11 protein-coding genes are annotated in these 14143 nt (G+C 46.3%); 1 reads left to right on the top strand and 10 read right to left on the bottom strand.

The genetic code is table 11. The features are described from left to right. Nucleotides 1–17: 17 nt before the first annotated feature. The 4 genes from ACOJUR_RS07695 to rimP all read right to left on the bottom strand — a co-directional run bounded on the left by ACOJUR_RS07695 (nucleotide 18) and on the right by rimP (nucleotide 2421). Complete coding sequence (locus tag ACOJUR_RS07695) at nucleotides 18–377, bottom strand: L7Ae/L30e/S12e/Gadd45 family ribosomal protein (protein WP_420949647.1); 360 nt, start codon at nucleotides 375–377, stop codon at nucleotides 18–20. Beyond that, on the bottom strand, nucleotides 358–651 hold the full coding sequence (rnpM, locus tag ACOJUR_RS07690) for an RNase P modulator RnpM (protein ID WP_072874088.1): 294 nt from the start codon (nucleotides 649–651) through the stop codon (nucleotides 358–360). Before rnpM ends, ACOJUR_RS07695 begins: the two co-directional genes overlap by 20 nt. A gap of 78 nt (nucleotides 652–729) precedes the next feature. Beyond that, on the bottom strand, nucleotides 730–1839 hold the full coding sequence (gene nusA, locus ACOJUR_RS07685) for a transcription termination factor NusA (protein ID WP_072874089.1): 1110 nt from the start codon (nucleotides 1837–1839) through the stop codon (nucleotides 730–732). A 108-nt stretch (nucleotides 1840–1947) separates the two neighbouring features. Next, nucleotides 1948–2421: a ribosome maturation factor RimP gene (rimP, locus tag ACOJUR_RS07680; protein WP_306954589.1), complete on the bottom strand. Its 474-nt coding sequence runs from the start codon at nucleotides 2419–2421 to the stop codon at nucleotides 1948–1950. A gap of 232 nt (nucleotides 2422–2653) precedes the next feature. Between rimP and typA the strand changes: the two genes are divergently transcribed. Next, nucleotides 2654–4495: a translational GTPase TypA gene (typA, locus tag ACOJUR_RS07675; RefSeq protein ID WP_420949646.1), complete on the top strand. Its 1842-nt coding sequence runs from the start codon at nucleotides 2654–2656 to the stop codon at nucleotides 4493–4495. Nucleotides 4496–4519: 24 nt separating this feature from the next. Here the strand turns inward: typA and ACOJUR_RS07670 are convergent, their stop codons facing one another. From ACOJUR_RS07670 to ACOJUR_RS07645, 6 genes are all read right to left on the bottom strand, one after another. Then, on the bottom strand, nucleotides 4520–5485 hold the full coding sequence (locus ACOJUR_RS07670) for a prephenate dehydratase (RefSeq protein WP_420949645.1): 966 nt from the start codon (nucleotides 5483–5485) through the stop codon (nucleotides 4520–4522). Between the two features lie 71 nt (nucleotides 5486–5556). Continuing rightward, nucleotides 5557–9987 (bottom strand): PolC-type DNA polymerase III, encoded by a 4431-nt coding sequence (locus ACOJUR_RS07665; RefSeq protein ID WP_420949644.1) that lies wholly within the window; start codon nucleotides 9985–9987, stop codon nucleotides 5557–5559. An 88-nt stretch (nucleotides 9988–10075) separates the two neighbouring features. Next, nucleotides 10076–11341: an RIP metalloprotease RseP gene (rseP, locus tag ACOJUR_RS07660; protein ID WP_129583567.1), complete on the bottom strand. Its 1266-nt coding sequence runs from the start codon at nucleotides 11339–11341 to the stop codon at nucleotides 10076–10078. A 21-nt stretch (nucleotides 11342–11362) separates the two neighbouring features. Continuing rightward, on the bottom strand, nucleotides 11363–12535 hold the full coding sequence (gene dxr / locus ACOJUR_RS07655; protein ID WP_203114312.1) for a 1-deoxy-D-xylulose-5-phosphate reductoisomerase: 1173 nt from the start codon (nucleotides 12533–12535) through the stop codon (nucleotides 11363–11365). Between the two features lie 37 nt (nucleotides 12536–12572). Next, complete coding sequence (locus ACOJUR_RS07650; protein WP_420949643.1) at nucleotides 12573–13370, bottom strand: phosphatidate cytidylyltransferase; 798 nt, start codon at nucleotides 13368–13370, stop codon at nucleotides 12573–12575. A gap of 4 nt (nucleotides 13371–13374) precedes the next feature. Continuing rightward, complete coding sequence (locus tag ACOJUR_RS07645; RefSeq protein WP_072874095.1) at nucleotides 13375–14136, bottom strand: isoprenyl transferase; 762 nt, start codon at nucleotides 14134–14136, stop codon at nucleotides 13375–13377. Nucleotides 14137–14143 lie beyond the last annotated feature (7 nt).

Genomic DNA, 14143 nt, shown 5'->3' with positions numbered 1-14143 from the left:
TTAATTGTTTTGCATATTCATACACTCTCAGTTTTGTCAAACAATACACCCCCGTCTGATTCCCCTAACGCATTTTGTAAAGATGCTGCAAACCCGGGGTTGGTTACAGCAACGACAACAACTTGTGAACGCCCGAGCGCCTCGCCTAACTCTTTGCGACTTAACGATTGAACTAACGGTTTATGATAAAACGCGCATTTATCGCGTATTTTCTTTGTTACATTTGTTCCTGCGTCAACAGCCATCCAAACTTGCAAAGCGGAGCCCGCTGCCAAACCGGCAAGTACAGCATCCGTACCTACCAGAAGCGCACTTGCTCGTCTTGCAAGCCCTAATTGTTGTAAACAGCGATTACGGTCAAACGTCCGGTTTGGCAACAGACCCCGCCTCCCTGGGCATGCTTTCCTCTAACTTCTCGTATACATCGTCGGGAATGGAGGTTTTCAGCGCCCGTTCCAGCGATTTTCGTTTGCGAGCCGTTTGCAGGCAACTGAGCTGTCGACAGAGATATGCTCCTCGTCCATTCATTTTCCCACGCATATCAAGTTCGATATGACCTTCAGGCGTTAAAACCACACGCAATAAATCAGCTTTGGGAAAACTCTCCTGACAACCTACGCATTTTCGCAGTGGAACTTTCCGCACTTTCATCCACCATCACCTCGCGACTATTCCGACTTCTCTCGCATTTCTGCCCTTAAAAAATTATCCGCACCAAGCAGTTGGGCATCAGGGTTCTGTCAACCAATCATCGGACAGCGTAACCACAGATTCTTCTTCATCCAGTTCTGAAAAGAGACCGATATCAGAAGCCTGTTGCTCACTCTTAATATCGATTTTCCAGCCTGTCAATTTGGCGGCTAATCGAGCGTTTTGCCCCTCTTTGCCAATGGCCAAAGATAGTTGATAATCCGGAACAATAGTCCGGGCAACTTTTTCTTCTTCGATAATCTGAACATCCAACACCTTGGCAGGCGCTAATGAATTGGCCACAAACTCAGCTGGATCTTCACTCCATTTGACGATATCAATTTTTTCTCCATGCAGTTCATTGACTACTGCCTGCACACGCGAACCGCGGCTGCCAACACAGGCTCCTACTGGATCCACTTCAGGATTGCGGGAGTGAACCGCAATTTTCGAACGGTAACCAGCCTCACGTGAAATCGCACGAATCTCTACAATTCCCTCAAAAATTTCGGGAACTTCCAATTCAAAAAGCCGTTTCAGTAAACCTGGATGAATACGGGAGAGAACAATCTGCGGTCCTTTCGTCGTACGCTCTACACGAGCGATAAAAGCACGCACTCGATCTCCTTGTTTGAACTGGTCGGTTGGCATCACTTCTGTATGTGGCAATACTGCCTCTGTCTCGCCAAGATTAACATAAAAATTGCGAGCGTCTTGACGCTGTATGATTCCATTCACAATCTCTTCTTCTTTATCAGCAAATTTCCCGTAAAGGACAGTCCGCTCTGCCTCACGAATGCGTTGCGTAACTACCTGCTTGGCTGTCTGGGCAGCAATGCGTCCAAAATCCCGAGGTGTTACTTCAATCTCGACCACGTCACCCACTTGATAGTTGGGATTCATATCACGGGCAGCTTCAAGCGAAATTTCTAATCGACTATCCGTTGGTGATTCCACAACTTCCTTGCGAGCAAAAACACGAACTGTTCCTAATTCACGATGAATATCGACTCGAGCATTGGGAGCAGAATTAAAATTACGCTTATATCCAGAAATCAAAGCCGCCTCAATGGCCTCCAACAATATTTCTTTGTCAATCCCTTTTTCTTTGGCTAACTGATTCAACGCTTCTATAAACTCAGCATTCATTTGACACCAATCTCCCCCTGATTCGACCGCTTTGAGCCAACCAGTTCACATTCTCTTCATTTCCGGTATGGAGAGCGTTTATTGATACACTCACAGCAGCGGAATAAATTATAGCCAGACAGAAAGTCTGGCTGACGCCACTTTGGAAACCGGCAAAATAACACGTTTTGCTGCAGTTTTATCCATGTATTCCACTTCTAGTTCCTGCTCATTGTATGAAAGCAAGGTGCCGTCAAATGTTTTTTGACCTAGAAGAGGTTCGTATAGGCGAATATGCACACGCTCTCCAACAGCTTTATAAAAGTCGGCTGGCTTTTTTAAAGGACGCTCGGCACCTGGCGACGACACTTCCAAGAAGTACGAGTTAGGAATCGGATCAACCCTATCCAATTCATCCGAAAGCTGCTCGCTAACATGGCTACAGTCATCAATATCCACGCCGCCTTCTTTGTCGATATAGACGCGCAGGTACCAATTGGAACCTTCTTTACGGTACTCTACTTCCACGAGTTCCACGCCCGCTTGTTCCACAATCGGCAGCGCCAACCGCTCCACAATGTCGGTTACGCGTTCATTCGCCACATCATTTCCTCCTCCATCACGTCACCTGTGACGGTCACGCAAAAAGCCCGTTGCATAAGTCAGAGAGTGGGTTGCCCCACTCTCCGCACGAAAGCCTATACGAAGCCTAACATTCGCATTATATCACCCGTCAAATAATGCCGCAAGCCATTTTCATTGCAGTAAGTCACAGAGCATGGTATGTTGGAGAGCGGCAGAGACAGGAGTATGTATTAAGGAGAGAAATTTTAAAATGACGATACGTAACATTGAACATTTGCGAAATGTTGCCATTGTAGCTCACGTCGACCACGGCAAAACATCCTTGGTGGATCAGTTACTGAAACAGTCTGGACTGTTCCGGGCCAATGAGCATATGGCGGAACGTGCCATGGACTCCGGAGATTTGGAGCGCGAACGAGGCATCACGATTCTGGCCAAAAACACGGCTATTCCCTATCGAGATATACGTATTAATATTGTCGACACTCCCGGTCACGCTGATTTTAGCGGCGAAGTTGAACGCATTGTGCGGATGGTAGACGGTGTGCTATTGGTAGTAGATGCTTTTGAAGGTGTCATGCCGCAGACCAAATTTGTCCTGCAGAAAGCTTTGGAAGCTGGTTTGGCGCCCATTGTTGTTGTCAATAAAATGGATCGTGAAAATGCCCGCCCCGTTGAAGTCATAGATGAAGTCCTGGACTTGTTTATTGAACTTGGAGCTAGCGAAGAACAATGTGATTTTCCAGTCGTTTATACATCTGCGTTGCGAGGGACAGCAAGCGAGAGCATCGACCACCCAGGCGAAAACTTGCAGCCACTTTTTGAAGCAATTATTCAGCATATACCTGCTCCCTCGGGAGATCCTGAGGCTCCATTACAATGGCAGGTAACGATGTTGGATTACAACGAATTTTTAGGACGGATTGGTATTGGACGTGTAGCCCGCGGCCAAATTCATGTAGGTGACGCGGTCAGTGTGGTGCGCCGAAGTGGAGATGTTTCCAGGGCAAGAGTCGTGAAACTGTTCTCCTTCCAAGGATTGAAACGCATGGAAGTAGAAACCGCAGGCGTAGGGGATATTGTAGCTGTAGCTGGAATTCCAGAGCTGACAGTAGGAGAAACAATTTGTCCTGTAGACGCTCCTGAAGGACTGCCCACATTGCATATTGATGAACCAACTTTACAAATGACTTTTCGTGTCAACGATTCGCCGTTTGCTGGACGTGAAGGACAGTTTGTTACGTCACGCAAGCTTCGTGAACGCCTGTTTGCAGAATTAGAGTCGGACGTTTCACTGCGGGTAGAAGAAACTGAGGATACAGATGCTTTTTTGGTTTCCAGCCGCGGAGAGTTGCATTTGTCTATTTTGATTGAAACCATGCGTCGTGAAGGATATGAATTACAGGTTTCCAAGCCACGCGTTATTCTGCGAGAACAAAACGGTAAAATTCAGGAACCTATTGAACATCTGGTGGCCGACGTACCAAGCGATGCTGTAGGTTCTGTAATTGAAGCACTTGGATACCGCAAAGGCGAAATGGTCCACATGTTGACTTCGCCTTCTGGAGAATCTACACGCCTTGAGTTCCACGTTCCGGCGCGCGGCTTAATCGGCTTTCGCACAGAATTTTTAACACTGACACGGGGTTATGGCACCATGCACCATCGATTTTTGCAATATGATGAGTGGAAAGGTGACGTCATCACCCGACGACAGGGTGTCCTTGTAGCTAGCGAAAGCGGCACTGCGACAGCATATAGCATTCAAAACTTGGAAGATAGAGGTATTCTATTCATCACACCTGGTACAGAAGTCTATGAAGGAATGATTGTTGGCGAACATACACGTGAGAATGATTTGACCGTCAATGTCACCAAAGCCAAGCATATGACCAATGTTCGCTCCGCAACCAAAGAAGAAACGGTCCGGTTGAAAGCACCCCGCTTGCTCTCTTTGGAACAGGCTATGACCTATATCGAGGATGACGAGTTGTGTGAGATCACGCCTCAAAGCGTTCGCTTACGCAAACGCTATTTAAACAAGTCAGAACGCGATAAGATGGCCAAGCGAGGAAAAGAAGTCATGCAATAACAGCCTTGTCAGAACGGCAAACTATCAGGTTGAATGGTTTTCCAATAGACCAAATTGCAAATACTCACCAAGTATTTTTAACTGTATTCCGCGAGAGGCGAGCATGGAACAGACTATCCGCCAATTTTCCTGTACTTGCTCTGTCGACTCGCCCAGCGGAAAATCAACATCCATATAGAAATGATATTCACCGAGAATTCGACCTGCTGGCCTTGACTCAATACGTGAGAGATTGAGCCCAAAATAATGAAATGGTGTTAGTGCGCTCCACAAGCCACCAGGTTCATTGTGCACTCCTATTAAACATAAAGAAATGGTGCGCTCCTCAGGGCGGAAAGCTCCAGCAAATAAGCTTTCTGCCTTGTTTTTTGAAAGCAGCCCAAAACGCGTTTGGTTACCTGACGCATCTTCCACAGCACGTTTCGCAATGTGTAAACCATATAGTTCAGCAGCAATTTCATTGCCGAGCGCAATCTGAGGCTGTAACGAATGTTCAGAAACCATTCTCGCTGCTTGAGCTGAACTCGAAACTGGAATACATTCCGCCTTAGGCAATTCTCTTTGTATAAAATGCCGACACTGAGCAAGCACTTGCGGATGAGAGTAGACTTTTTCAGCAAGCGTCCAATCGCTCCCCGGGCTGCTTAACACATGATGATGAATAGGTAAGGTCCATGCTGCTACCAGTCGAGGATAATCCGTCTCTGCATTCGTGTCTTCAATCTCATCAGCTAACTTTTCTTGCGCAATCACCATTTCAATGAGTCCATCCCAAGCATAGGTGACTGAACCTTGAATACTATTTTCAAGCGGAAGACATCCGTGTACAGACCTGTCTTCCGCATGGAACACGGTATGAATAATTTCTGCTATGGAATCAAGCGGCCGCAAAATGGCGTTTTCCCATCCGACTCGTTTACAAAATGTGCGCAACGCAATATCGGAATGAGTTCCTTGGGGACCAAGAAAATAGATTGTCGGTTGAGCCATCCTATGCACGCTCCTTCGGTATGTTAAAAAGAACCAACTAACCATATACAATGGAATGGTAAGAGAGAAACTTAAATATTGAAAAGCGACAGCTGATTGGACTCTGGCATGCCTTGCAAACAACCTAATTGCTGCAAAATTTCTATGACGGTTTTCGAAACTCGGCTACGTTCTTGCAAATCTTCTATAGAAAGAAATGGACCATCCAATCTCGCTTGCGCCAAATTGCGGGCTGCAGCATCACCTACTCCAGGAATTGCGGCAAACGGTGGCAGAAGCGAACCATTCTGTTCATTCATCAGGAAGCGAGTGGCGTCAGATTGATAGAGTGAGATGCGCTCAAAGCGAAATCCACGTTCTACCATCTCCAAAGCAACTTCAAGTACGGTCAAGAGACTTTTTTCTTTCGGTTGAGCCGCGTTTCCTTTTTCTTCGATTTCTTCAATTCTTCTACGTATCGCATCTGAGCCTTTGATCATCAACTCTACATCAAAGTCATCAGCACGCACCGTAAAGTACGTAGCATAGAAAGCGAGTGGATAATGTACTTTAAACCAGGCTATACGAACAGCCATAATCACATAGGCAGTAGCATGAGCCTTAGGAAACATATATTTGATTTTTTTTCCTGATTCTATATACCAATCCGGTACGCCAAATTCGCGCATATACGCCTCATCATCGGGCTTGACTCCCTTGCCTTTCCGAATCGATTCCATGATTTTAAATGCGCGCGCTGGTTCAAGTCCTTTGTATATCAAATAGACCATGATATCATCGCGAGCACAAATAACTTCTGAAAGCGTCGCTACCTGGTTACGAATTAAAGTTTGCGCGTTATTTAACCATACATCTGTCCCGTGAGACAAACCGGAAATACGCACTAACTCGGAAAATGTGGTTGGCTTCGTATCTTCCAACATTTGTCGAACAAACTTGGTGCCAAACTCAGGAATGGCAAACGTCCCAGTATTGGAGCGAATCTGTTCCGCAGTAACACCCAGAGATTGCGTTCCACTAAACAGAGCCAAAACTTGCGGGTCATCAAAAGGAATGGTTTTAGGATCGACACCAGTTAAATCCTGAAGCATGCGAATCACCGTCGGATCGTCATGACCCAAGATATCTAGTTTCAACAAACAGTTTTCCAACCCTGAGTGATAATCAAAGTGAGTCGTCAGCGTCTCCGATTGTTTATCATCTGCAGGGTACTGAACTGGTGAAAAATCATATATGGAAACATGACTTGGCACAACCACTTGTCCGCCCGGATGCTGTCCAGTTGTTCTTTTTACACCCGTACATCCTTGTACAAGCCTTTCAATTTCGGCATTGCGCAGTACCAACCCTCGTTCTTCTGCAAATTTGCGGACATATCCATAAGCTGTTTTCTCAGCCACAGCTGAAATCGTACCCGCCCGAAAAACGTGATCGCGCCCAAAAAGCTCCTCTGTATAACGATGAGCACGCGGTTGATATTCGCCAGAAAAATTCAAGTCAATATCAGGAACTTTATCTCCTTCAAAGCCTAGAAACGTTTCAAAAGGAATGTCTTGTCCATCTCGTTCCATGGGTTCGGCACAATGTGGACAATCTTTCTTTGGCAAATCAAAGCCGGAACCAACACTTCCATCATCAAGAAATTCGCTGTGTTTGCAGTTTTGGCAGCGGTAATGGGGTGGCAAAGGATTCACTTCAGTAATATCCATCATGGTTGCAACCAACGAGCTCCCCACCGAACCGCGGCTTCCTACAAGATAACCATCCTGCAAAGACTTGGTGACCAACTTATGAGCAATCAAGTATATGACTGCAAAACCATGCGAAATAATGGAATGCAATTCTTTCTCCAGTCGTTCAGCAACGATTTGCGGCAGCTCTTCACCGTATAAATGTTTTGCTTTACTGTAAGTCAATTGCCGCACTTCATCCTCCGCCCCATCGATAATAGGCGTATATAGTTCATTGGGAATTGGCGGTACATCTTCAATTTGTTCAGCAATTTTAGCCGGAGCTTCTACCACCACTTCTATGGCAGCATCACCAAGAAATGAAAATTCTTCCAACATCTCCTCTGTGGTTCGAAAGTGCAATGGCGGCTGACGCTCAGCGTTCGATCCGTTATTTTGCGACTGCAGGAAAACCTCCCGGAAGATACCGTCCTGTGGATAAAGATAATGGACATCACCTGTAGCCACAACAGGCTTGCCGAGCCGTTGCCCTAATTCGACAATCTGCTGATGCACCTTTTTGAGACTGTTTGTCTGCCATATCCCTTCGCGAATGAGATTGTCATAGTGACTCAGCGGTTGAATTTCTAAATAATCATAAAAGCTGCATATTTCTTCAATTTCTTCAATAGATTTGCCGCGAATAAAACTCTCAATCAATTCACCTTGCTGACAGGCTGTACCAATCAACAAACCATCCCGCAAACGAGCCAATTCACTTTTGGGAATCCTCGGCGTTCGATAAAGATACTTGGTATGGGCAAGAGAAACCAACTCGTAGAGATTGCGTAGACCCTGGCGATTTTTAACAAGCACGGTCGCATGAAATGGACGCACTTTGCTCATATCGGCTGTAGATGAAAGATCATTTAACTCGACAAGATTCGTAATCCCATTGGTGCGAAGCGCCTTCTGCATATGAGCAAACAAACGTGCAGTTGCTTCAGAATCAGCCAAGGCGCGATGATGATTGACCAGCTCAATCTGAAGTTTTTGCGTCAACGTCTTTAAACGATAATTTTTTTCTCCTGGAAAAAGAATGCGGGCCAAAGCAAGCGTGTCAATAATGGGCTGCTCCCATTGCGGCATATCAATCCGCAGTGCGCACTGATTGAGAAAGCCGCTGTCAAACTCAGCATTGTGCGCTACCAATACCGCATCACCAACAAATTCTCGAAAACGCGGTAAAGCATCTGCCAATACAGGCTGTCCTTCCAACATTTCTGGTGTAATTCCAGTCAACTCCGCCACTTTCTGTGAATACGCACGCTCGGGCTGGATGAGCGTCGAGAATGTATCCACAATTTCAGTTCCCCGCATGCGCACGGCAGCAATTTCAATTAAAGTGTCTTCACGCGCATTCAGGCCTGTAGTTTCTGTATCAAACACCACAAATTCGCATGTATCGTCAAGCTCTATCGACTGTGGGCGAATGACCACGCGCGCTCCATCATCAATCACATAAGCTTCAACACCCAGTATTGCTCGAATACCGTGTTTCTTGGCCGCCCCATATGCTTCTGGAAACGCCTGCACTCCACCGTGATCGGTCACAGCTATGGCCTTGTGACCAAGCCTCGCTGCTTCAGCGATCAACTTGTCCACAGGAATGACTCCATCGAGCGGAGACATATTGGTGTGCGCATGAAGTTCAATACGTTTCTTCTCTGCAAAATCCATTGGCAACTGAGCTTCAATTGGCTGCATATCAGAAACCATAAAAACGATTTCTTTACTGAAAGTATCAAATTGTACTTGTCCGCCAATTCTCAGATAATCATTGTTTTTCAGTGGTTCAAGCACTTCGCGCTGACGTTCGTCACGAGCAAAACATTTAGCCGTGATGGAGTTGGTGCCATCCGTAATATTGAACTGAAGAAGAAAGCGACCGCTCGGCAAGACACGTTTATCTACACTGAAGACTCTACCCTGCACGACAGCGCGCCGCATCTCATCCTCAATTTCCTGAATCGATATGACTTCTTGCAAGTCTAATGGTTTACCCAATGTAAGAGGGGCTATGGGGGTTTCTTCTCGATTGCGTCGATTCCCGTAAGGGTACGATCTCGTTTCAGCAGGCGCCTGCTCTTGCTGACGCAATTTAGCCTTTTCTGCTTCCAGCCTTGCTTCTTCTTGCAAAATACGTGCAACCTCAGCTTGTTGCTGTTCAGCCAATTGCTCTCTGAGCGCCTCTTGATACTCTTTGTTTGCCAATTCTTCAATAAATCGAACCGATAGATCTTGTCCGAATAAAGTAGAGATGGCTTCCTGATAATAAATATCTACTTTCTTTTTTTGAAGCCATTCCTCAGCGCCAGCCTGTGCCAAATGAGCTACAGCAATCCAACGTTTTTCATCTTTAGAGGCTGTCTGTCCAGATTGCAACAACCAGCTTGCCTGCTGCAGAAACCGCCCGGCAAGCGGTTCTATGTGTAAATAGAGTGTGGTCAAAGCTTCTATGAGGGAAATAGCTATTTGTTCAAAATTTTGTGAAAGCCATTCATCCTCTAAAAATTGATATTGCACCCCTAAAGGAGTTAGTGTCTCATCTGTTTTGTGAAGCAATAGGAAGCCATTTTGCAAATACTCCACCAAAGATTGACGAACTTCATTTGGAGAGTCTTCAAGAAGGGATTGAAGAGAAGGCAATCGAAGTGCTAATTTTTTCTGTGATGAAAATACAAAAACGCGATCGACAAAGGAATGGAGAGAAGGGCTTTCCATCTCCATTCCTGAAGCAAATAGGGCGCAAAATGAGCGGATAAAATTCACTTGCTAGACTACCTCCTAGACATTGCTGTTCTGCTGAGTGAAAGGTCGTGGTCCGCAACGCCAGGTACAACACCCATCATCCAACCGTTCAGAAAAAACGTGTGACATCCCGATAGGTTATGACAACGGTCAAGAGCATTAGTAATCCAAAACCGACTAAATGAACCAACCCTTCTTTACGCGGGTCGATAGCTTTTCCACGTATCAACTCGACAAGCATAAAAAGCAATCTGCCACCATCAAGCGCTGGTATGGGAATTAAATTAAAGAGACCAAGATTGAGCGATAAGAGTGCAGTGATATACATCACCTGCCAAACACCTGTTTGTGCTTGCTGGGAAATGACATCCGCAATGCCGACAGGACCAGATAAATCGTTGAACTGATGACGTTCAATCACTTGAGCATAGAGATGAATGGCATTCACACTGTTGGTGTAAACAGATTTAAAGCCTTGGGCAAAAGCATCGAAAGGATTATGTGTCAAAGTACTGTCTATGCCTATAATGGGTGTGGACTGGTATAATTCCGGCCTCACCAGAAGCCATTTTTGATGCCCATCGCGCTCCACCAAAAGCGGGATGGGTTTGGGAGGATTCGATTTGTCAGCAACAATCACTCGCTTAAGATCGTACCAAGTTTGAATAGGCACTCCGTTAGCCTGAACAATTCGATCGCCTTGTTGCAAATGAGCTGCAGCGGCAGGTGTATTCGGTAGCACTGCACCCACGACAGGAGCGCTCGATGGAACACCTACATGCAAGAAAACAAGTGAGAAAAGAACTCCTGCCAACAAAAAATTCATCACTGGGCCAGCCAAAATAATCGAAGCACGCGCCCATAGGGACTTACCAATCATTTGCTCCCCTGGGGAGACTAGAGGAATGCTGGAACGGAGACTGGTCTGCAAACGAGCATGCGGTCTGACTGAATAGGAGCGAATACCGTCTGCTGTTTCCATGGTAATAAACATGTGCTTGGTCAAATCCAGATTAACCAACGTCCCCACGGTCCGCCCTGGCAGTGAGTCGGGCTCACCAATGGCGTCAATACGACCGCTGGAATCAAGCGAGAAAGCTAGCTGCTCACCTTTTTTGAAGTATGCATCCTGTGGCATTTCACCCGCAAGTTGAACAAAGCCGCCAATAGGAAATAGGCGTAACGAATACTCTGTACCGTTTTTGCGAAAAGCAAATAATTTGGGCCCCATACCAATAGCAAATACAGGCACGGCTACTCCATTACGTTTGGCAACATAGAAGTGGCCAAACTCATGCAACATGATGCATACCACAAAAACCAATACTATCGCGATGACCGAACGGAGCGTGTGCACCAACGGCAACCACCACATGGATACACCCTCCTTCCTTACTTAAACATCCTGCCCTAATTCTTCTTTTTGTATAAGAAGCCAGGCACGACGTCTTACATCTTCATCAATATGGAGCGCATCTGAAATCGACCGAGGTACCGCATAATCACTAGACTGCAACAGTCGCTCTACAATCTCCGCTATATGGAGATAGCCAATGCGCTGTTCAAGAAACGCTTGTACAGCCACTTCGTTGGCTGCATTTAACACGCAAGGCATGGCGCCTCCCGCTCGACCTGCTTCATACGCTAAACGAAGGGCTGGAAAACGTTCCAGGTCAGGTTCTTCAAACGTCAATTGACGCAGCTTGACAAAATCAATTCGTTCTAAATCCAGCTTTACTCTGGCAGGATACGTGAACGCATATTGAATGGGCAAACGCATATCATGGTTGCCTAACTGGGCAACAATTGAACCATCTACATACTCCACCATGGAGTGAATAATACTTTGCGGATGGACGAGTACCTTTATTTTATCATATGGCGCAGAAAATAAATGATGCGCTTCAATGACTTCTAAACCCTTATTCATAAGCGTGGAACTATCCACCGTAATTTTGGCGCCCATTTTCCACGTCGGATGCTGTAAAGCCTGTTCTAGGGTAACCGACTTCAATTGTTCCATGCTGTAAGTGCGAAACGGTCCCCCGGAAGCTGTTATGTAAAATGACTCTACTTCTTGACGTTTCCCGGCCAGAAGCGCTTGAAAAATCGCAGAATGCTCACTATCCACAGGAACTAGGCTCGATCCGTTGACAGACACGTGCTCCATGATTAAATCTCCTGCCGCCACCAACGTCTCCTTATTTGCCAGCCCTACCACAGCACCTTGAGAGATAGCGCGCCAAGTAGGAGCAATTCCTGCAGCACCGAGCACTGCAGAGATCACAAGATGGGCTGGAACGGAAGCAGCTTCTTCCAAGCCAGCCTGACCCACGCCCACATCACAAGGGAGTCTGCCATGAAATAGTTGAATCAGTTCTTGCCTCGAGTGTTCATCCTGTACAGAAACGTACTGAGGTGCAAACTCATCTATCTGTTGTTTGAGCAACCTCATATTCTTTCCTGCACTCAGAGCTACCACCTGCCATGCAGGAGAGAGGCGTCGAACAACATCTAAACTGTTACAGCCAATGACTCCAGTGCTGCCCAATATGCTGACCTTCGACACAGAATCACTTCTTTTCTTTCCAGTATGTTCAAAATTTCTAGGAAAAAGAAAACCACAACATACCATATGTATGGACCATATAAAACATAAACGGAGCAGCGAACAACAGACTATCTACTCTATCCAAAATGCCGCCATGTCCGGGTAACAAGGTACCCGAATCTTTGACTCCTGTACTTCGTTTGTAAGCTGATTCAATCAAATCGCCAAGCTGAGATAAAATAGAAATTCCAGCACCTAGCCCCAGTAAAGCGATCAGATGAATTTGTCCTACAGCTAAACCAAACAGAGCCGCACCGACTGCTGCACCCAAAATGCCGCCGAGAGACCCGGAAATAGTCTTCTTTGGTGAAATGTCAGGCCATAATTTAGGTCCTTGCAACCAACGTCCGACAAAAAAAGCAGCAGTGTCACTCATCCATACCGCGATTAAAAAGGACCAAAGAAAAAACCAGCCATGAGGAACCAATCTTAATTGAATCATGCTGTGTCCGCCAATGCCGATATACAGCATTCCAACAAAGATAGGAGCAACTTGAGCCAGATGGTTGCGATTTCGAGTCAAAACAGGCCACAATAGGCAAAGAGCAACCATGACTGCAAGAGAAATGGGGTGGTACCATCCAGCATCAAACTCTATATAAGTGACAGCTATTACAGCCAAATACATCAAAGATTGACGATAAGAAACACCAAACATCCGCACAAACTCCGTAACACCCGCGGCTGTCACCAACCATACCGCAATTTCCCATGGCCCAGCATTGGGCAGGAGCAAAACGATCAAGATTACAGCCACACCAATGGTCGCTGTAAGTACGCGCTGTTTGATCATTCTCTCACCTACCTATATCGCCAAACCGGCGCTGCCGGCCACTAAATTCTTGCAGAGCCCGGAGAAGATGCTGTCGATTAAAGTCAGGCCAGAGTACGTCGGTAAACCATAATTCAGCATATGCGGATTGCCAGACGAGAAAATTGCTGAGCCTTATTTCTCCGCTGGTGCGTATGATAAAATCGGGATCAGGCTGATGGGCGGTGGAGAGTTGAGCAGCCAAAGCACTTTCATCAATATCTTGTGGAGCTATTCGCCCCTCTGCCACTGCTTCGGCAAGTTTACGCACGGCGAACACAATATCCATACGCCCTCCATAATTGAGGGCAAAATTAACGTTCATCCCTGTATTTTGTTTGGTTCTCTCCAACGACTGCAATACTGTCTCACGTGTATCGGCAGGTAATTGTTCAGTATCGCCAATCACACGAATCCGCACATTGCGTTCCATTAATTCATCAATTTCCGTAATAAAAAACTGGCGAGGCAACTTCATGAGAAATTCCACTTCACGTTGTGGCCTCTTCCAATTCTCGGTAGAAAAGGCATAGAGGGTAAGATATTCAATACCTAAATCATCACAAGCCCGAATCGTCTCTTTCATAGCTTGCATACCTGCATGGTGACCAGCGATTCTCGGCAATCCACGACGCCGCGCCCAACGGCCATTGCCGTCCATGATGATACCAACATGCTTAGGCCGAACTGCAAGCGAATCGATGTCAGGATTCTGTCCTCGGTTGTCCCAACCCCATCTCCAGCGCACCGATCAT

Source organism: Alicyclobacillus tolerans (genome assembly GCF_048984885.1).
Lineage (GTDB): Bacteria > Bacillota > Bacilli > Alicyclobacillales > Alicyclobacillaceae > Alicyclobacillus_I > Alicyclobacillus_I tolerans.
This window is presented reverse-complemented; position numbering and strand designations above follow the sequence as displayed.